The organism is Streptomyces sp. NPDC031265, from assembly GCF_055570295.1.
Map to the genome: position 1 here is coordinate 145,910 of NZ_JBVIHM010000005.1, position 18,513 is coordinate 164,422.

Genomic DNA, 18,513 nt, shown 5'->3' on the forward strand with positions numbered 1-18,513 from the left:
CTCTCCCCTTACTTCCCCACACCCACACCGCACCGCCCCCCACCCTGGCCGAACCCCCCCCCAACCCCCCCCCCCCCCCCCCCGCCCCCCCCCCCCCCCCCCCCGTCGCCGGTCCTGGACCGGCCCTGGCTCGTCGTCAGTGCGAGGTGTCAGTGATCCTCTTCGCCTGCGGATTCGGGCACCGCGGTGAGGCGGTCCGTCTCGTCCTGTATCTCAGCGGCGATCTTCTTCAGTTCCGGCTCGAACTTGCGTCCGTGGTGAGCACAGAAGAGCAGTTCGCCGCCGCTGGTCAGAAGGACACGCAGGTATGCCTGTGCGCCGCAGCGGTCGCAACGGTCAGCGGCCGTCAGGGGGCTCGCGGGGGTCAGAACAGTAGTCACGTCGCCTCTTCTCTAGCTCGACGAGCTGTCGTACCAGGGTCAACATCCAACCAGGCCGAAAACGTTCCCGCTCGTGCCTTCTCCTTGAAACTTCTTGGTCAAGGTGGCTGTCTGCTGCCGGTTGGCGGCGAATGAGCCGTATTGCGTTGCTTTACGGTTTCGCGTTGCTTGTCTCGGTTTGGTCCTCCCGGCGGGGTTGCCGGTTGTTCATGAGGACGTGCCCGGAGCCTAAATGGTTCATGCCTGGATGGGAACGTGATATCCGCATCACCCCAACGAGGGATCGAACATGCATACGAGGCTGGACTAGCATGAGTATTGCCGAGGGTGGCGTGACAACGGCTCTACCAGGCCTCGGTACCCTCTGACCGGCGACCGACGCCGACCCCCTGCCCATCGGGGGCGAATTGAAATTCAGCGAGGAGCGAACTGCGTGACCGCCGAGACGTCCGTTCCGTCCACTGCGCTGCTCTCCGGCGCCGACCGGGACGGCTCCAACTACACCGCGCGGCACCTGCTCGTCCTTGAAGGCCTCGAAGCGGTCCGCAAGCGCCCGGGCATGTACATCGGCTCGACCGACAGCCGCGGCCTGATGCACTGCCTCTGGGAGATCATCGACAACTCCGTCGACGAGGCCCTGGGCGGGTACTGCGACTTCATCGAGGTGATCCTGCACGACGACGGCTCGGTCGAGGTGCGGGACAACGGCCGGGGCATCCCGGTCGACGTCGAGCCCAAGACCGGTCTGTCGGGCGTCGAGGTCGTCATGACCAAGCTGCACGCCGGCGGCAAGTTCGGCGGCGGTTCCTACGCCGCCTCCGGCGGTCTGCACGGCGTGGGCGCGTCCGTGGTGAACGCGCTCTCGGCCCGCCTCGACGTCGAGGTCGACCGCAGCAGCGCGACGCACTCGATCAGCTTCCGGCGCGGCACGCCCGGCATGTTCACCGAGCAGGGTCCCGACGCCCCCTTCGACCCGTCGAGCGGGCTGCTCAAGGGCAAGCGGGTGCCCAAGACCCGCACCGGCACGCGCATCCGCTACTGGGCGGACCGCCAGATCTTCCTCAAGGACGCGAAGCTCTCCCTGGAGACGCTCCACCAGCGCGCGCGTCAGACGGCTTTCCTGGTCCCCGGTCTGACCATCGTCGTCCGGGACGAGCGCGGCCTCGACGGCGAGGGCAAGACGGAAGAGACGTTCCGCTTCGACGGCGGGATCAGCGAGTTCTGCGACTACCTGGCCCAGGACAAGGGTGTCTGCGACGTGCTGCGGCTCACCGGCCAGGGCACCTTCAAGGAGACCGTCCCGGTCCTGGACGACCGCGGCCACATGACCCCCGCCGAGGTCACCCGCGAGCTCGTCGTGGACATCGCGCTGCGCTGGGGCACCGGGTACGACACCAACCTGAAGTCGTTCGTGAACATCATCGCCACCCCCAAGGGCGGTACCCACGTCAGCGGCTTCGAGCGCTCGGTCACCAAGACCGTCAACGAGGTGCTGCGCTCCGCGAAGCTGCTGCGCGTCGCCGAGGACGACGTCGTCAAGGACGACGCCATGGAGGGCATGACGGCGGTGGTCACCGTCCGTCTCGCCGAGCCGCAGTTCGAGGGCCAGACCAAGGAGGTGCTCGGCACGTCGGCGGCCAACCGGATCGTCGCCAATGTGGTCGCCAAGGAGCTGAAGGCGTTCCTGACCTCCACCAAGCGCGACGCCAAGGCGCAGGCCCGGGCGGTGCTCGACAAGATCGTGGCCGCGGCCAGGACCCGGATCGCCGCTCGTCAGCACAAGGAGGCGCAGCGGCGGAAGACCGCGCTGGAGTCCTCCTCGCTGCCGGCCAAGCTGGCCGACTGCCGCAGCGACGACGTGGAGCGCAGCGAGCTCTTCATCGTCGAGGGCGACTCCGCGCTCGGCACCGCCAAGCTCGCCCGGAACTCGGAGTTCCAGGCGCTGCTCCCGATCCGCGGCAAGATCCTCAACGTTCAGAAGGCGTCCGTCTCGGACATGCTCAAGAACGCCGAGTGCGGCGCGATCATCCAGGTCATAGGAGCGGGCTCGGGCCGGACCTTCGACATCGACGCGGCGCGGTACGGCAAGATCGTGCTGCTCGTCGACGCCGATGTCGACGGCGCCCACATCCGCATCCTGCTGCTGACCCTCTTCCAGCGCTATATGCGCCCGATGGTCGAGGCGGGCCGGGTCTTCGCCGCCGTCCCGCCGCTGCACCGGATCGAGCTGGTCCAGCCCAAGAAGGGCCAGGACAAGTACGTGTACACGTACTCGGACAACGAGCTGCGCCAGACCCTGCTGGAGTTCCAGCGCAAGGGCGTCCGGTACAAGGACTCCATCCAGCGTTACAAGGGCCTCGGCGAGATGGACGCCGACCAGCTGGCGGAGACCACGATGGACCCGCGGTTCCGCACCCTGCGCCGGATCAACATCGGCGACCTGGAGGCCTCCGAGCAGGTCTTCGATCTGCTGATGGGCAACGAGGTGGCGCCCCGCAAGGAGTTCATCACCAGCTCGGCGGCGACGCTGGACCGCTCGCGCATCGACGCGTAACCGCGGCGGGGGCGGCCGGGATGGCCGGGCAGGTCCGGGCTGCCCCGGCGGCCTGGCCCGTCCGGGCGCCCGGGGTGGCGTGTCCACCCGCGGGTGGAGCCGAGAGCTCCACCCACGTTCAACCCCTGCTCCGATGTGTCTGACCAGGCCGTTTCCGTAACTTCGATGGCGTAGGGAAGTCCTGCCGTCGTAGTTCCGGAGGCCCAGATGTCCGCGCTCGTGAATGTGCTGGTGGCAGTGGCCGTCGTCGCGCTGATCGTCTCGCGCCAGGTGCGGCCCCAGCAACTGGCCGGCGCCAAACGCTGGTGGCTCGTCCCAGCGGTCCTGGTGTATTTGGCGATACGGGAAAAGGGCCTGGTCGACCCGGACCACCACATGGCCTCGGTGCTGCTGCTCGGCACGGAGACCGCGACCGGGCTGCTCATGGGCGCGGCCTGGGGCTGGACCAGCAAGGTGTGGACCGAGGCGGACGGCTCGGTGTGGACCAGGGGCACCAAGGCGACGGCGGCCGTCTGGGCCGTGGGCATCGCGGTTCGGGCAGGGCTTGCCGGCATCGGGGCCCTGGCCGGGATACGGATGGGCACGGGCGCGCTGCTGCTTGGCCTGGCGGCCTCGCTCCTGGTCCGCAGCGGCATCCTGGTGTGGCGGGCCCAGCCGCTGCACGCGTCGTACGGTGTTGCTGCCGACGGCTCCACCCGGCCGCCGTGGAAGGACCGCGTGTGAGCATCGACGTCTGGTTCACCTGGCCCTCGCGGGAGGCGCTCTCCCGCGAAGGGCTCAGCCGCGCACGGCTCGGCATCATGTGGGGTGTGCGCGGGCTGCTGCTCGGCGGGATGCTGTGGACCGCGATCAGCGAGAAGGGGCCCGACGGCTGGTCCTGGGCCGTGGGCGTCGCCATGGTGGCGGTGATGGTCGTGCTGGCCCGGGCGTTCTGGCAGCAGACGCTCGCCCACCGGCTTTGGCCCTCGCTGGGGCTGCTCGCGCTGCTGATGGCGTCGGCGCTCGGTGCGCAGCAGACCGACTGGCACATCTTCGCGATCATCGTGTGGTGCGGCTGCGCGATCTCCGCTCTGGAACGGCTCCCGCTGGGCGCCGCCGTCCCTTGCACCCTGGTGGCCCTCGGGGCGTACGCGGTGGTGAACACCGACAACTGGCTGACCACCGCCCTCACCACCGCAGGGCTGGGCCTCGCCGGATATGTGCTGCGGCTGGACGCGGAGGCGCGGGGCAACGCCCAGCGGCTGCTCGCCCAGGAGCGGGCTGCCCGGGCCGCCGAGGCCGAGTCGGCCGCGTTCGCCGAGCGGGCCAGGATCGCCCGAGAGATCCACGATGTGCTGGCACACAGCCTCTCCGCCCAGCTGGTGCATCTGGAGGCGGCCCGGCTGATGATCGAGCGCGAGCCCGCCGGGGACTTCCGGGACCGGATCCTGGAGCGGGTGGTCGCCGCCCGGTCGATGGCGCGGGAGGGCCTGGCCGAGACCCGGCAGGCGCTCTCCGCGCTGCGCGGCGAGATCACGCCGGTCGAGGACTTCCTGCATACGCTCGTCGAAGGCGGCGGGCCCGGCGGTCCGGCCGGGGTCGAAGTGGCGGGGGAGCGGCGGCCGTTGGCGGCCGAGGCCTCCCAGGCGGTGCGGCGTGTGGCGCAGGAGGCTCTGACGAATGTGCGCAAGCACGCGCCGGGCGCCGCCGTGGCCGTCCGGCTGGAGTATCTGCCGGACGAAGTGGCCCTGGAGGTACGGGACTCGGGCGGTTGCCGGGTCGCCGACGAATTGGCAGTGAGCGGTTCCGGATACGGTCTGCTCGGGATGAGGGAGCGCGCCGAACTGCTCGGCGGGACTCTGGAGGCGGGACCGGAGGAAGAGGGCTTCGTGGTGCGGCTGAGGGTGCCGGCATGACCGGGGAAGGGGGCGGTGTGACCGTGGGAGGTGCCGGGGCCGAGGGCGGGCCCGGAAATGGGGGCCGTGCGATCCGCGTGGTCGTGGCGGACGACCAGTCGGTGGTGCGTGAGGGGATCGTGATGTTGCTCGGGCTGCTGCCCGGCGTCGAGGTGGTGGGCGCGGCGAAGGACGGCGAGGAGGCGGTCGCGCTGGTCGCCGAAGTGGCCCCGGACGTCGTCCTGATGGACCTGCGGATGCCGCGCTGCGACGGGGCCGAGGCCACCCGCCGCATCCGCTCCGCGTATCCAAGTACGCAGGTGGTGATCCTGACGACCTACGCCGACGACGACTCGCTGTTCCCGGCGCTGCAGGCCGGGGCGCGCGGGTATCTGACCAAGGACGCGGGCGGCGACGAGATCGTCAGGGCGATACAGGACGTGCTGGCCGGACAGGCCGGTCTGGCGCCCTCGGTGCAACGGCGACTGCTCGAACGGGTGATGGCGCCACCGCCCGCGACGGCTCCGGCGGTGCTGCCCGACGGGCTCACCGGCCGTGAGGGCGAGGTGCTCGGCCTGGTCGCGGAGGGCCTGTCCAACCCTGAGATCTCCCGTGCGCTGCACATCTCCACCGCGACGGTGAAGACGCACATCAACAACATCTTCGCCAAGACGGGAGCCAGGGACCGGGCGCAGGCCGTGCGGTACGCCTATCAGCACGGCCTCTCGCGACCGCCGGGTTCGGCCATCACCTAATGGGGTGAAGAGGGGGGCGTTGAAGAGTGCGAGGGCGTCCCCTCTGCCCATCCTTGGGCACGCGGCCGAACAGGGCCGTGGACTAAGGAGTGTTGTTCGGTGGACAGACAGGAACGGCGCGAACCGGCGGCGGCACGGATCGACGACCCCTGGTACGACGCGCTCGCCTCCGGGTGGGGCGAACTGGACGGCACGGTGCCCGCGTTCGCTCCGCCGCAGCAGCGGGCGGCCGAGCCGGACACGGGGCGCAGCACGGCCGACATCTATCTGGAGGTGCAGCGCAGCGCAGCCTTCCAGGAAGTGCGCGCCCGATACCGCAGGTTCGTGGTCCCGGCCGCGCTCGCGTTCCTCACCTGGTACATCGCGTATGTCGTGGCCGCTACCACCGCGCCGGACCTGATGGCCCATCAGGTGGTCGGGGCGGTCAATGTCGCCATGGTCGCCGGGCTCGGCCAGTTCCTCTCCACCTTCCTGCTGACCTGGGCGTACGCCCGTCATGCGAGGCTGCGCCGGGACAGGGCCGCGCTCGAACTGCGCTGGGACACCCAGGAGATGACACGGGGGATGGCCAGGTGAGCGCCGGCAGGGATCACCAGGCGCTGGCGCTGCTGCTGTTCAGCGCGTTCGTGGCGGTGACGCTGGCGATCACCACCTGGGTGAGCCGCGACCGGCGCGGCTCGGCGGAGGAGTTCTATGCGGGCGGGCGGCTGTTCTCCTCCATGGAGAACGGTTTCGCCATCGCGGGCGATTACATGTCGGCCGCCTCGTTCCTGGGGATCTCCGGACTCATCGCGCTCTTCGGGTACGACGGGATGCTCTACTCCGTCGGGTTTCTGGTGGCCTGGCTGGTGGTGCTGCTGCTGGTGGCCGAACTGGTCCGCAACTGCGGACGGTTCACCCTCGCCGATGTCATTGCCGCCCGGATGAGCGAGCGCCCGGTGCGGATCGCGGCGGGAACTTCCTCGGTCACCGTGTCCGTTCTCTATCTGGTGGCGCAGATGGTCGGCGCGGGCAGCCTGGTGGCGCTGCTGCTCGGCGGATCCAGCGGCGCGGCCCGCTCGTGGACCGTCATCGGCGTGGGCGCGCTGATGGTGATCTATGTGTCGCTCGGCGGGATGCGGGCGACCACCTGGATCCAGATCGTGAAGGCCGTCCTCCTCATGGCCGGAGCGGTCACGCTCACCGTGCTGGTGCTGATGCGCTTCCACGGAAACATCAATCTGCTGCTCAACACGGCGGCCGAACGGAGCGGCCACGGAAAGGAGTTCCTCTCCCCGGGGCTCAGATACGGCGGCGGCTGGACCGCGCGGCTCGACTTCATCAGCCTGGCCCTGGCCCTGGTGCTCGGTACGGCGGGGCTGCCGCACATCCTCTCCCGCTTCTACACGGTGCCGACCGCCCGGGCCGCGCGCCACTCGGTCGTCTGGGCGATCGGTCTCATCGGCGGCTTCTATCTGATGACCATCGTGCTCGGCTTCGGCGCGGCCGCCGTGGTCGGCTCCGCCGAGGTGAAGTCCGCGAACGCGGCGGGGAACACGGCCGTGCCGCTGCTGGCGCTCGATCTGGGCGGCGGCGCGGGTTCCACAGGCGGAACGGTTCTCTTCGCGGTCGTGGCCGCCGTCGCCTTCGCCACCATCCTGGCCGTCGTCGCCGGGATCACCCTCGCCTCCTCCGCTTCCGTCGCCCATGATCTGTACGCCTCGCTGCGGCGGCGCCACGCCAAGCAGCACAGCGAGGTGGCGGTGGCCCGGGTCGCCGCCGCCGGGATCGGGGCGGTCGCCATCGGTCTCGGGCTGCTGGCCCGGGACCTGAACGTGGCGTTCCTGGTCGGGCTGGCCTTCGCGGTCGCGGCCTCGGCCAATCTGCCCGTGCTGCTCTACTCGTTGTTCTGGCGGAACTTCACCACCCGGGGCGCGGTCTGGTCGGTCTACGGCGGACTCATTCCCGCGCTGGTCCTGGTGGCGCTGTCACCGGTGGTCTCGGGCGGGCCCCACGCGCTGTTCCCCGGGGTGGACTTCCAGTTCTTCCCGCTGGAGAACCCGGGCCTCATCTCCATCCCGCTGGGCTTCCTGGCCGGCTGGCTGGGCACGGTGACCTCACCCGAGCCGCCGGACGAGGCCCGCCACGCGGAGACGGAGGTGCGATCGCTGACGGGGGCGGGGGCGGTCTAGCCGCCGACAGGATCGCTCCTCCTGAGGTCAGTGCAGCCCGGCCGCGGCCCCGCCGGTCACACGGCCCAGGCGTACCGGTGTTCCGGGCGGCCCGTCTCCCCGTACCGCAGGGTGAGGCGGAGGCGGCCGGACTGCTCCAGGAGCCGGAGGTAGCGCTGGGCGGTGGAGCGGCTGAGGCCGGTGCGGCCCGCCACCTCATGGGCCGAGAGCGGATGGTCCGCGTGGTGCAGCACCTCACGGATCAGCTCCGCCGTGGGCAGCGAGTGGCCGCTGGGCAGCCCGGGGGCGGTCGCGACGCTGCGCAGCGCCCCGAAGATCCGGTCGACCTGGTCCTGCCCGGTGCCCTCGGCGCCGTCCTCCCCGGCCCGGTCCACGGTGCGGCGCAGGGTCGCGTACGCGTCGAGCTTGGTCCGCAGGCCCGCGAAGGTGAACGGCTTGACGAGGTAGTGCAGCGCGCCGTGGCGCATCGCGGCCTGGACGGTGGCCACGTCGCTGGCTGAGGTCACCATGATCACATCGGTGTGGTGGCCGAGCTGGCGCATCCGGCGGACCAGTGACAACCCGGTCTCGTCCGGCAGGAAGTGGTCGAGCAGTACCAGGTCGACCCGGTGGCGCTCCAGCGTCGCCAGCGCCTGGGCGGCGCTGTGCGCGCGGGCGACGACCCGGAACCCGGGAACCTTCCCGACGTATGCCGCGTTGATCTCGACGACACGGAAGTCGTCGTCCACGACCAGGACGTCTATCAACGTGTTTCCTTCCCGTTGAATCCCCGCAGTTGTAGCGCGAGCAAAACGAGCACAACAGGGGTCAGCGAGCAGAAGTGTGTCTTGCGCCCACAAGACTGCCGCTGTGCCCTGCGCCACATCTACGGTCCCGCTCCATGAGCACAGAGCAGAGGGGCACAGAGCAGGCGGGCCCTCACAGAAGCCCCGCCATCGAGCTGCGGAGCGCGAGCAAATCGTTCCGTACGCCGTCCGGGGCGCTGCACACGGCCGTCCGGGACCTGGACCTGACCGTGGGGCGCGGTGAGTTCGTCGCCGTGGTCGGCCCCACCGGCTGCGGGAAGTCGACGACCCTGACCCTGATCAGCGGTCTGGAGGAGCCCACCGAGGGCGAGGTCCTGGTGGCCGGGGAGCCGGTCGACGGCATCGGCGACAAGGTCGGCTTCGTCTTCCAGCAGGATGCGGTCTTCCCCTGGCGGACCGTCCTGTCGAACGTGATGGCAGGGCCGCGCTTCAGGGGCGCGTCGAAGGCGGAGGCCAAGGAGAGGGCCCGCGCATGGCTGGCCCGGGTCGGACTCGCGTCCTTCGAGGACCGCTATCCGCACCAGCTCTCCGGCGGCCAGCGCAAGCGCGTCGCCCTCGCCGCGACCTTGGTCAACGACCCCGAGATCCTGCTGATGGACGAGCCGTTCTCGGCGCTCGACGTACAGACCAGGGCGCTGATGTCCGACGAGCTCCTCGACCTGTGGTCCGGAACGGGCTCCTCCGTCGTCTTCGTCACCCATGACCTGGAGGAGTCGATCGCCCTCGCCGACAAGGTCGTCGTCATGACCGCGGGCCCCGCGACCGTCAAGCAGGTCTTCGACATCGACCTGCCGCGCCCCCGCAAGGTCGAGTCGATCCGACTGGAGCCCCGGTTCATCGAGATCTACCGGGAGATCTGGGAGTCGCTGGGCGAAGAGGTCCGCATCACCCGGGAGCGGGGTGCCGCCGATGTCGCCTGACACGATCGACGCCGCCCCGGTCAAGCCCACCGAGCGCACCAGGGCGCGGGCGCGCGCCGCCCGCAACCGGCGCTTCCTCGTCTACGGCAGCCGGGTCCTGCTGCTCGTCGCCGTGATCGCGCTCTGGGAGGTCCTGGCACGCACCAAGGCCATCGACCCCTTCAACTTCTCGATGCCGTCGAAGATCTGGGAGCAGATACGCGACTGGGCCGTGCACGGCACCGCACAGGGCTCCCTGTGGGAGCAGATCTGGTACACGCTGTACGAGGCGCTGCTCGGCTGGATCATCGGCGTCCTTGGCGGTGTCGTCCTCGGCATCACCCTCGGCCGGATCCGGTTCCTCGCCGATGTCCTCGGCCCGTACATCAAGGTCCTCAACGCGATCCCGAGGATCGTGCTCGCGCCGATCTTCCTCATCTGGTTCGGGCTCGGCCCGGCCTCGAAGGTCGCGTCGGCGGTCGTCCTGGTCTTCTTCCCGGTCTTCTTCAACGCGTTCCAGGGCGCCCGCGAGGTCGACCGCGATCTGGTGGACAACGCCCGCATCCTGGGCGCGAGCAACCGCCGGGTCACCCTCCAGGTCGTCGTCCCCTCCGCCACGTCCTGGATCTTCACCAGCCTCCACGTCAGCTTCGGGTTCGCCCTGATCGGCGCGATCGTCGGCGAGTACATCGGCGCGACCAAGGGGCTCGGGCTGCTCGTCGCCGCCTCGCAGGGGACGTTCAACGCCGCAGGTGTGTACGCGGCGATGGTCATCCTCGCGGTCGTCGCCCTCTTCACCGAGGGGCTGCTCACCTTCGCCGAACGCCGGCTGTTCCGCTGGCGGCCCGCTGAGCCCGGCACCGAACGCTGAAGGCGTGCCCCCGACAACTGGCGGGCCTACCCCTCCCTGTACTCCCTTCCTCTCTCACACATATCACCGGGACGTGATGACATGCGCAGCCACCACTTCAGCAGAATCCCCGCGGCCGTCCTGGCGGGCGCCCTGGCCGCCACCACCCTGACCGCCTGCGGCTCGGACGACTCCGGCTCCGGCTCGTCGAACAAGGTCAAGATCATGGTCGGCGGCCTGGACAAGGTCATCTATCTGCCCGCGATGCTCACCCAGCAGCTGGGCTTCTTCAAGGCCGAGGGCCTGGACGTCCAGCTGCTGAGCGAGCCGGCCGGGGTGCAGGCCGAGACCGCGCTGATATCCGGCGACGTCCAGGGCGCCGTCGGCTTCTACGACCACACGCTCGACCTCCAGGTCAAGGGCAAGCAGGTCGAGTCGGTGGTGCAGTTCTCGCACGCGCCCGGCGAAGTGGAGATCGTCTCCAGCAAGGCCGAGGGTGACATCGCCACTCCCAAGGACTTCAAGGGGAAGAAGCTCGGCGTCACCGGCCTCGGCTCGTCGACCGACTTCCTCACCAAGTACCTGGCGGTCCGCGACGGGCTGAAGACCAGCGACTTCACACCGGTCGCGGTCGGCGCGGGCCAGACGTTCATCGCCGCCCTGAAGCAGGGCTCCATCCAGGGCGGTATGACGACCGACCCGACGGTCGCCAACGTCCTGGACCAGAAGCTCGGCAAGGTCCTCATCGACATGCGGACGCCCGAGGGGTCGCGGTCCGCGCTCGGCGGCCCGTACCCCTCGTCGAGCCTCTACATGAACGCGAGTTGGGTGAACGGGCACCAGGAGACCGTGCAGAAGCTGGCGAACGCGTTGGTCAAGACGTTGCGGTGGATGTCCTCGCACAGCGCGGAGGAGATCGCGGCGAAGATGCCCGCCGACTACGCGAAGGGCGGCAAGGCGCTCTACGCGCAGTCCATCAAGAGCACCCTGCCCATGTTCACCAAGGACGGAGTGATGCCCGCCGACGGGCCCGAGACGGTCGAGAAGGTCCTGAAGGCGTTCAACCCCAACCTCAAGCACGCGGACGTGGACCTGTCCAAGACGTTCACCACCGAGTTCGTGAACAAGGTCCCGAAGGGCTGAGACGTTCGGATCCCGGTGTCACTCGGACCGCCCCGGGTCTCGCTCGGACCCGGGCGTCAGCGGCCGGTCGTCCACTCGTAGCGGTGCTCGGGGCGGCCGGTCTCCCCGTAGCGCAGACCGAGCCGTACGCGACCCGTCCGCTCCAGAAGCTTCAGATAGCGCTGGGCCGTCTGCCGGCTCACCCCCGCCCGCTCCGCGATCTCCTGCGCCGAGAGCGGGCCTTCGGCCGCGAGCAGCACCTGGCGCAGCAGTTCGGCGGTGGTGGGGGAGTGGCCCTTGGGCAGGTCGGGCTCGCCGGAGACCGAGAGGGCGCCGAAGATCCGGTCCACCTGGGCCTGTTCGGCCTCGCCGCCGCCGTCGAGGGTGCGGCGCAGCGCGGCGTACGCCTCCAGCTTGGTGCGCAGCCCCGCGAAGGTGAACGGCTTGACGAGGTACTGGAGTGCCCCCTGGCGCATCGCGGCCTGGACGGTGCTGACGTCGCGGGCGGCCGTCACCATGATCACGTCGGTGTGGTGGCCGAGCCGGCGCAGCTCGCGTACGACGGCGAGGCCGTTCTCGTCCGGCAGATAGTGGTCGAGCAGGACCAGATCGACGGGGCGCTCGGCGATGATCGCGAGCGCCTCCGCGGCCGAATGCGCCTTCGCCACCACCCGGAAACCGGGAACTTTTTCGGCGTACGCGGCATTGATGTCGGCGACCCGCCGGTCGTCGTCCACGACGAGGACATCGATCATCGCGCCTCCTCATGCAGTACGGTCCCGTTCGCATCCTCGTCCAGGGCCTCGCTCAGCGCCTCCGGCAGGACGACGGTGAACTCGGCCCCGCCGTCCGGGCCCGTCGTCACGCGCGCGTGCCCGCCCTGGCGCTCGGCGAACCGCCGGACCAGGGCGAGCCCCAGGCCCCGCTTGCCGTGGGCGGGGAGATCCTTGGTGGACCAGCCCTCGGTGAAGATCAGTTCGCGCTGCCCGTCGGGGACGCCGGGGCCGCTGTCGACGACCCGCAGCACGGCCGTACGCCCCTCGGCGCGCAGGGTCACCCCGACCGAGGCGTCCGGAGTGCCGGCGGCCGCGTCCAGCGCGTTGTCGACGAGGTTCCCGACGACGGTGACGAGCCCGTGCGGGTCGACCAGCCGGTCGGGGAGCAGGGTGTCCGGGGTGATGCGCAGGGCGACCGCGCGCTCGGCCGCCACGGTGGCCTTGCCGACCAGCATCGCCGCGAGCAGCGGGTCGCGGACCTTCTCGGTGACCTGCTCGGCGGTGGTCCGGTGCACCCCGACGACCTCGGTGACGAACTCGACCGCCTCGTCGTGCATCTCCAGCTCCAGCAGGCCGAGCAGGGTGTGCAGCCGGTTGGCGTGCTCGTGGTCCTGGGCACGCAGGGCGTCGATGAGGCCGTGGGTGGAGTCCAGCTCGCGCCCCAGGCGCTCCAGCTCGGTGCGGTCCCGCAAGGTGGCGACGGCGCCGCCGTCGTCGGTCGGCATGCGGTTGGCGACCAGGACGCGGTGGCCGCGTACGGTCAGCAGATCGGTGCCCGAGACGCGGCCCGCGAGCACATCGGTCGTCCGCCCCGCGCCCAGCACCTCGTCCAGGGGGCGGCCCGCGGCCTCGGGGCCGACGCCGAGGAGCCGCTGGGCCTCGTCGTTGAGCAACCGGATCCGGCCGGTGCGGTCGAGCGCCACCACGCCCTCGCGGATCGAGTGGAGCATCGCCTCGCGCTCCGCGAGCAGCGCGGAGATGTCGGAGAAGGCCAGGTCACGGGTCTGTTTCTGGATCCGGCGGGAGATCAGATACGCGGCGAGCGCGCCTGCCGCGAGGGCGCCGCCCGCGTAGGCGAGCAGCCCGGGGATGGCGGCGAGCAGCCGGGCGCGCACGCTGTCGTACTCGATCCCGACCGACACCGCCCCGACGATCGCTCCGCCGGAGTCCCGCAGCGGCACCTTGCCGCGCGCCGAGCGGCCCAGCGTGCCGCTGTCGATCTCCATGACCTCCTCGCCCGCCAGCGCCTCGCTGGGGTCGGTGGAGACGACCTTGCCGATCTGCTTGCCGTCGGTGTGCGACCAGCGCACCCCGCGCCGGTCCATGACCACCACGTACTCGGCGCCGGTGGCCCGGCGGACCCGCTCGGCCTCGCGCTGAACGGGGCCGTCGGCGGCGGCCCGGGACGCGACCAGGTCCGCCGCGAGCTGCGGCTGGGCGGCCGTCGACTCGGCGATGGCGAGGGCCCGGCGCATCGCCTGGTCGTCGAGCTGGTGGCTGAGCGGGGCGAGGAACAGGCCGGTCGCGAGCACGGTGACACCGGCGGCGATGGCCAGCTGCATCAGCAGCACCTGGGAGAAGACGCGCTGCGGCCAGCCGAACCGCCGCCGTCCGGGTGTGGGGGTGCTGGGGACGGCACTCATGCCTATGCACGGTAGACGGCTCTGCGCCGCATTCCGAAATCTGTTCGCACAAACCGCTGACGAGGACGGCGTGGCCGGTGCCGGGGCTGCTCAGGCGCCAGCTGACCGCGCGCGACTTCCTGATCGGCGCCGTGCTCTGCTTCGCCTTCTTCCCTGGTACCCGATGGCCCGGGAGCTTCGTCCTGGCCTTCCAGAAGACCGAGGACGGGCGGACCACCTGGGCCGGCTGGTCCAACCTCGGTTATGCCTCCCACGACCCGGCGTTCCGGCAGGCCTGGCGCCACATGCTGCTGTTCGACGGACTCGCGCTGGTGCTCGGCTTCGCCGTCCCGTTCCCGGGGACCCGGGCTCACGCTCCACCGCAAGGCCCTGCGGCTGCGCCGGACCCTGCCCGGCTTCGGGGACGGCCCGCTGACCTGGCTGGACGCGCCGCAGGGGGTTCTGACCTTCGCCCGCCCGCATGGCCTGCTCTGCCCGGTCAACCTGGCGGACGCCCCGGTCGGGCTGCCGCGCCACACCGAACTGCTCCTCACCGGCGGTGCCTTGGACGCCGCCGGGCGGCTGCCACGCGACACCGCTGTCTGGCTGCGGGCGTGAATTCCTTATGCGATTTTTATGCGCGCCTCTGTTCTGCTGCGGCCCTCGGCGCGCTCCAGGCTGCCCTCGCGCCGCTGGACGGTGTCGATGAGCCAGCCGCTGACCAGCACGGCAGCCGCGCTCACCAGGGCGGTTCCGGCGAGCGTGGCGGCCGTCCAGAGGGCGAACTTCGCGGTGGAACGGAGCCAGCCGGACGGGGCTGTCGTTCCTGTCATGGGGCCTCCCGGGGGTGGGCAGTCGATCTGCCCGCGAGCCCGCCGGGCGACGCGCGGCCGGGAGGGCGGGTGCGGGTGTTCCGGCCACGGGCAGTGGGCGCTCGGGGGCGGGGGTGTGCGCCGGGACGCGCTGCGGGTGGTCGGGCTGGGCCGCGCTCGCCCGGGCCGCCCCGCCCCGGGGCCCCAATATCCTGGAGCGGCCCGAGGAAAACCCCCGAGCCCCGCCCGCCCCCGCTTGAGAGAGGTCCCCCTCGTGAGTCCGACCGGTCCGGCCCAGCAGATCCCCGTCGTCGTCCTCGCGGGCTTCCTCGGCTCGGGCAAGACCACCTTGCTCAACCATCTGCTGCGGGCCAGCAGGGGCACCCGGATCGGAGCGATCGTCAACGACTTCGGCTCCATCGAGATCGACGCGATGACCGTGGCCGGACAACTCGGCGACTCGACGCTGTCCCTCGGCAACGGCTGCCTGTGCTGCGCCGTCGACGCGAGCGAGCTCGACGTCTATCTGGAGAAGCTGACCCGGCCCGCCGCCCGGCTCGACGTCGTCGTCATCGAGGCGAGCGGTCTCGCCGAGCCGCAGGAGCTGGTGCGGATGGTCCTGGCCAGCGAGAACCCCCGGATCGTGTACGGCGGGCTGGTCGAGGTCGTCGACGCAGCCGAGTACGAGGCGACCCGCGAGAGGCACCCCGAGATCGACCGGCACCTCGCCGTCGCGGACCTCGTGGTGCTCAACAAGACCGACCGGGTGCCGAGGGCCGGCCTCGACCGGCTGCGCGCGTCGCTGGGCGGGACCGCCTCGGTGGTCGAGTCCGTGTACGGCCGCGTCGACCCGGAGCTGTTCTTCGACCGCAGGCCGAGCACCGAGCGGGTCGGCCAGCTCGCCTTCGAGGACCTGCTGGACGACGAGGAGGAGCACGGGCACGGGGAGGCGTGCGGCCCCGGGTGCGGCCATGGGCACGGCCACGCGGCCCATCTGCACACCGCGTACGAGTCCGTCGCCTTCACCTCGGCCGCGCCCATGGACCCGCGCCGGCTGATGGCCTTCCTCGACAGCCGCCCCGAAGGTCTCTACCGCATCAAGGGGTTCGTCGACTTCGGCGCGGCCGACCCGCGCAACCGCTACGGCGTCCACGCCGTCGGCCGCTTCCTGCGCTTCTACCCGGAGCCCTGGCCGCCCGGCGAGGAGCGCCTCACCCAGCTCGTCCTCATCGGCTCCCGCGTCGACGCCGAGGGGCTGCGCAAGTCACTGGACGCGGCCGTGGCCCCGGCGCCGCAGGGCACCCCGGACGAGCACGCCATGTGGGGCGTCCTGCGATACGTACAGCAGGCGGACGAGGACGAGGACGAGGCGGACCTGGGCGCGGAGGCATAGCCCCACCCCCAGGTCCGCCGGCGAACCGGGCCCGCTACGACGCCGGGCCCGCCAGCACCGTCACCGTGTGCCCCAGTGGCGTGCCCGAGCCGTCGCGGCGCGGGTCCGGCTCCGGGAGCTCCACCGGCGTGCCGTTGGCCTGCGCCGCCTTCGCCGGGGCCGCGCCCGCCCAGGCCAGGACCAGCATGTCCTCGCCCTTCAGGAACCGCTGACAGCGCACCCCGCCGGTGGCCCGGCCCTTGCGCGGATACTGGTCGAACGGCGTCAGCTTGACGGTCGCCGCCGAGTCCCCGAGCAGCGTGCCGCGCGAGCCCGCCACCGTGAACACCACCCCGTCCGCCGCCGGGTCGACCACGGTGAACGAGATCACCTTGGCGCCCTCGGTGACCTTGATGCCCGCCATACCGCCCGCCGGGCGGCCCTGCGGCCGCACCTGCGAGGCCTGGTAGCGCAGCAGCTGGGCGTCGTCCGTGATGAAGACCAGGTCCTCCTCGCCGGTGCGCAGCTCCGCCGCACCGACGATCCGGTCGCCGTCCTTGAGGGTGATGACCTCCAGCTCGTCCTTGTTGGCCGGATAGTCGGGCACCACGCGCTTGACCACGCCCTGCTCGGTGCCGATCGCCAGACCCGGCGACGACTCGTCCAAGGTCGTCAGACAGACCAGCGTCTCGTCGGCCTCCAGGGTCAGGAACTCCGACACCGGGGCACCGCCCGAGAGGTTGGGCGCGGCCGCCGTGTCCGGCAGCTGCGGCAGGTCGATCACGGCGAGCCGCAGCAGCCGCCCGGCCGAGGTGACCGCGCCGACGTCGCCGCGCTGGGTCGCGGGCACCGCGGACACGATCACATCGTGCTTGGTGCGCCGCTCGGCCTCCGCGAGCGGTTCCGCGTTCGCCGTACGCGCCAGCAGGCCCGTCGAGGAGAGCAGCACCCGGCACGGGTCGTCCGCGACCTCCAGGGGCACGGCCGCGACCGGCGCGCCCGCCGACTCCAGCAGGACCGTCCGCCGCTCGGTGCCGAACTTCTTGGCCACCGCGGCCAGTTCGGTCGAGACCAGCTTGCGCAGCTCGGTGTCGGAGTCCAGGATCCCGGTCAGCTCGTCGATCTCGCCGGTGAGCCGGTCGCGCTCGCTCTCCAGCTCGATGCGGTCGAACTTGGTGAGGCGGCGCAGCGGGGTGTCCAGAATGTACTGCGTCTGGATCTCGCTGAGCGAGAAGTGCTCGATCAGGCGCTGCTTGGCCTGCGCCGAGTTGTCACTCGACCGGATGAGACGGATGACCTCGTCGATGTCGAGGAGCGCGACGAGGAGGCCCTCCACCAGGTGCAGCCGGTCGCGGCGCTTGGTGCGGCGGAACTCGCTGCGGCGGCGCACCACCTCGAAGCGGTGGTCGAGGTAGACCTCCAGGAGCTCCTTGAGGCCCATGGTGAGCGGCTGGCCGTCCACCAGCGCCACGTTGTTGATGCCGAAGGACTCCTCCATCGGCGTCAGCTTGTAGAGCTGCTCCAGGACGGCCTCGGGGACGAAGCCGTTCTTGACCTCGATGACCAGACGCAGACCGTGCGAGCGGTCGGTGAGGTCCTTGACGTCGGCGATGCCCTGGAGCTTCTTCGAGCCGACCAGGTCCTTGATCTTGGAGATCACCTTCTCCGGGCCGACCGTGAACGGCAGTTCCGTGACGACCAGGCCCTTGCGGCGGGCCGTCACGTTCTCCACCGCCACCTTGGCGCGGATCTTGAAGGTGCCGCGGCCCGACTCGTACGCGTCCTTGATGCCGGACAGGCCGACGATCCGGCCGCCGGTCGGCAGGTCCGGGCCGGGGACGAAGCGCATCAGTGCTTCCAGGTCCGCGTTCGGGTACCGGATCAGATGGCGGGCGGCGGCGATGACCTCCCCCAGGTTGTGCGGCGGCATATTGGTCGCCATGCCGACCGCGATCCCCGTCGCGCCGTTGACCAGCAGGTTCGGGAACGCGGCGGGCAGGGCCACCGGCTCCTGCTCCTGGCCGTCGTAGTTCGGGGAGAAGTCGACGGTGTCCTCGTCGATCGACTCCGTCATGAGCGAGGTGGCGTCGGCCATCTTGCACTCGGTGTAGCGCATCGCGGCCGGCGGGTCGTCGTTGCCGAGCGAGCCGAAGTTGCCGTGGCCGTCGACGAGCGGCAGGCGCATGGAGAAGGGCTGCGCCATCCGCACAAGGGCGTCGTAGATCGACGCGTCGCCGTGCGGGTGGAGCTTGCCCATGACCTCGCCGACCACGCGCGCGCACTTCACGTAGCCGCGCTCGGGGCGCAGGCCCATCTCGTTCATCTGGTAGACGATGCGGCGGTGGACCGGCTTCATGCCGTCGCGGGCGTCCGGCAGGGCCCGCGAGTAGATCACCGAGTAGGCGTACTCGAGAAAGGAGCCCTGCATTTCGTCCACGACGTCGATGTCGAGGATCTTCTCCTCGAAATCGTCCGGCGGCGGGGTCTTCGTGCTGCGGCGGGCCATCGCGGCTGCGGCTC

16 protein-coding genes and 2 pseudogenes are annotated in these 18,513 nt (G+C 70.8%); 12 read left to right on the forward strand and 6 right to left on the reverse strand.

The genetic code is table 11. The features are described from left to right. Positions 1–149 precede the first annotated feature (149 nt). Entirely contained in the window at positions 150–380 is a 231-nt protein-coding gene (locus ACZ499_RS10810) for a DUF7455 domain-containing protein (RefSeq protein WP_371655163.1), read from the reverse strand. A 433-nt stretch (positions 381–813) separates the two neighbouring features. Between ACZ499_RS10810 and ACZ499_RS10815 the strand changes: the two genes are divergently transcribed. From ACZ499_RS10815 to ACZ499_RS10840, 6 genes are all read left to right on the forward strand, one after another. Next, complete coding sequence (locus ACZ499_RS10815; RefSeq protein ID WP_468673743.1) at positions 814–2,934, forward strand: DNA gyrase/topoisomerase IV subunit B; 2,121 nt, start codon at positions 814–816, stop codon at positions 2,932–2,934. Between the two features lie 207 nt (positions 2,935–3,141). Continuing rightward, entirely contained in the window at positions 3,142–3,657 is a 516-nt protein-coding gene (locus ACZ499_RS10820) for a DUF1453 domain-containing protein (protein ID WP_468673745.1), read from the forward strand. Beyond that, positions 3,654–4,829: a sensor histidine kinase gene (locus ACZ499_RS10825; RefSeq protein ID WP_468673747.1), complete on the forward strand. Its 1,176-nt coding sequence runs from the start codon at positions 3,654–3,656 to the stop codon at positions 4,827–4,829. Before ACZ499_RS10820 ends, ACZ499_RS10825 begins: the two co-directional genes overlap by 4 nt. Beyond that, positions 4,826–5,563 carry a response regulator transcription factor gene (locus ACZ499_RS10830; RefSeq protein WP_468673749.1) on the forward strand — a complete coding sequence of 246 codons (738 nt, stop codon included), beginning with the start codon at positions 4,826–4,828 and terminating at the stop codon, positions 5,561–5,563. Before ACZ499_RS10825 ends, ACZ499_RS10830 begins: the two co-directional genes overlap by 4 nt. A gap of 99 nt (positions 5,564–5,662) precedes the next feature. Further along, on the forward strand, positions 5,663–6,139 hold the full coding sequence (locus tag ACZ499_RS10835) for a DUF485 domain-containing protein (protein ID WP_468673751.1): 477 nt from the start codon (positions 5,663–5,665) through the stop codon (positions 6,137–6,139). After that, a complete protein-coding gene (locus ACZ499_RS10840) occupies positions 6,136–7,734 on the forward strand; it encodes a solute symporter family protein (protein WP_468673753.1) in 1,599 nt (532 codons plus the stop codon). Before ACZ499_RS10835 ends, ACZ499_RS10840 begins: the two co-directional genes overlap by 4 nt. A 56-nt stretch (positions 7,735–7,790) precedes the next feature. Here ACZ499_RS10840 and ACZ499_RS10845 read toward each other — a convergent pair whose 3' ends face one another. Continuing rightward, positions 7,791–8,480 (reverse strand): response regulator, encoded by a 690-nt coding sequence (locus ACZ499_RS10845; protein ID WP_468673755.1) that lies wholly within the window; start codon positions 8,478–8,480, stop codon positions 7,791–7,793. A gap of 134 nt (positions 8,481–8,614) precedes the next feature. Between ACZ499_RS10845 and ACZ499_RS10850 the strand changes: the two genes are divergently transcribed. From ACZ499_RS10850 to ACZ499_RS10860, 3 genes are all read left to right on the forward strand, one after another. Continuing rightward, entirely contained in the window at positions 8,615–9,460 is an 846-nt protein-coding gene (locus tag ACZ499_RS10850; protein ID WP_468673757.1) for an ABC transporter ATP-binding protein, read from the forward strand. Continuing rightward, the gene (locus ACZ499_RS10855; RefSeq protein ID WP_468673759.1) at positions 9,450–10,310 is read left to right on the forward strand and encodes an ABC transporter permease; all 861 of its coding nucleotides are present in this window, start codon (positions 9,450–9,452) and stop codon (positions 10,308–10,310) included. The genes ACZ499_RS10850 and ACZ499_RS10855 overlap by 11 nt, the downstream gene beginning before the upstream one ends. Positions 10,311–10,391: 81 nt before the next feature. Next, positions 10,392–11,432: an ABC transporter substrate-binding protein gene (locus ACZ499_RS10860; protein WP_468673761.1), complete on the forward strand. Its 1,041-nt coding sequence runs from the start codon at positions 10,392–10,394 to the stop codon at positions 11,430–11,432. A 56-nt stretch (positions 11,433–11,488) separates the two neighbouring features. On the opposite strand, the gene ACZ499_RS10865 is transcribed toward ACZ499_RS10860, so the two are convergent. Next, complete coding sequence (locus ACZ499_RS10865) at positions 11,489–12,166, reverse strand: DUF7342 family protein (RefSeq protein ID WP_468673763.1); 678 nt, start codon at positions 12,164–12,166, stop codon at positions 11,489–11,491. Next, on the reverse strand, positions 12,163–13,830 hold the full coding sequence (locus ACZ499_RS10870; protein ID WP_468673765.1) for a sensor histidine kinase: 1,668 nt from the start codon (positions 13,828–13,830) through the stop codon (positions 12,163–12,165). The genes ACZ499_RS10865 and ACZ499_RS10870 overlap by 4 nt, the downstream gene beginning before the upstream one ends. Before the next feature lie 38 nt (positions 13,831–13,868). Here ACZ499_RS10870 and ACZ499_RS10875 point away from each other — a divergent pair. Beyond that, positions 13,869–14,165: pseudogene (locus ACZ499_RS10875) on the forward strand (hypothetical protein); the annotation flags it as partial. 13 nt (positions 14,166–14,178) lie between these two features. Continuing rightward, positions 14,179–14,427: pseudogene (locus tag ACZ499_RS10880) on the forward strand (alpha-glucosidase); the annotation flags it as partial. 5 nt (positions 14,428–14,432) lie between these two features. Here ACZ499_RS10880 and ACZ499_RS10885 read toward each other — a convergent pair. Continuing rightward, positions 14,433–14,642: a hypothetical protein gene (locus ACZ499_RS10885; protein WP_468673767.1), complete on the reverse strand. Its 210-nt coding sequence runs from the start codon at positions 14,640–14,642 to the stop codon at positions 14,433–14,435. Between the two features lie 253 nt (positions 14,643–14,895). Here ACZ499_RS10885 and ACZ499_RS10890 point away from each other — a divergent pair, with 253 nt between their 5' ends. Beyond that, the gene (locus tag ACZ499_RS10890) at positions 14,896–16,014 is read left to right on the forward strand and encodes a CobW family GTP-binding protein (protein WP_468673769.1); all 1,119 of its coding nucleotides are present in this window, start codon (positions 14,896–14,898) and stop codon (positions 16,012–16,014) included. 34 nt (positions 16,015–16,048) lie between these two features. Here the strand turns inward: ACZ499_RS10890 and ACZ499_RS10895 are convergent, their stop codons facing one another. Beyond that, positions 16,049–18,499: a DNA gyrase/topoisomerase IV subunit A gene (locus tag ACZ499_RS10895; protein ID WP_385545396.1), complete on the reverse strand. Its 2,451-nt coding sequence runs from the start codon at positions 18,497–18,499 to the stop codon at positions 16,049–16,051. Between the last annotated feature and the right edge of the window lie 14 nt (positions 18,500–18,513).

Bases quoted from the DNA above. Each gene is read 5' to 3' on its own strand.
- ACZ499_RS10865 (WP_468673763.1), bottom strand. From the start codon at position 12,166: ATGATCGATGTCCTCGTCGTGGACGACGACCGGCGGGTCGCCGACATC.
- ACZ499_RS10885 (WP_468673767.1), bottom strand. From the start codon at position 14,642: ATGACAGGAACGACAGCCCCGTCCGGCTGGCTCCGTTCCACCGCGAAG.
- ACZ499_RS10850 (WP_468673757.1), top strand. From the start codon at position 8,615: ATGAGCACAGAGCAGAGGGGCACAGAGCAGGCGGGCCCTCACAGAAGC.
- ACZ499_RS10820 (WP_468673745.1), top strand. From the start codon at position 3,142: ATGTCCGCGCTCGTGAATGTGCTGGTGGCAGTGGCCGTCGTCGCGCTG.
- ACZ499_RS10895 (WP_385545396.1), bottom strand. From the start codon at position 18,499: ATGGCCCGCCGCAGCACGAAGACCCCGCCGCCGGACGATTTCGAGGAG.
- ACZ499_RS10860 (WP_468673761.1), top strand. From the start codon at position 10,392: ATGCGCAGCCACCACTTCAGCAGAATCCCCGCGGCCGTCCTGGCGGGC.
- ACZ499_RS10855 (WP_468673759.1), top strand. From the start codon at position 9,450: ATGTCGCCTGACACGATCGACGCCGCCCCGGTCAAGCCCACCGAGCGC.
- ACZ499_RS10870 (WP_468673765.1), bottom strand. From the start codon at position 13,830: ATGAGTGCCGTCCCCAGCACCCCCACACCCGGACGGCGGCGGTTCGGC.
- ACZ499_RS10830 (WP_468673749.1), top strand. From the start codon at position 4,826: ATGACCGGGGAAGGGGGCGGTGTGACCGTGGGAGGTGCCGGGGCCGAG.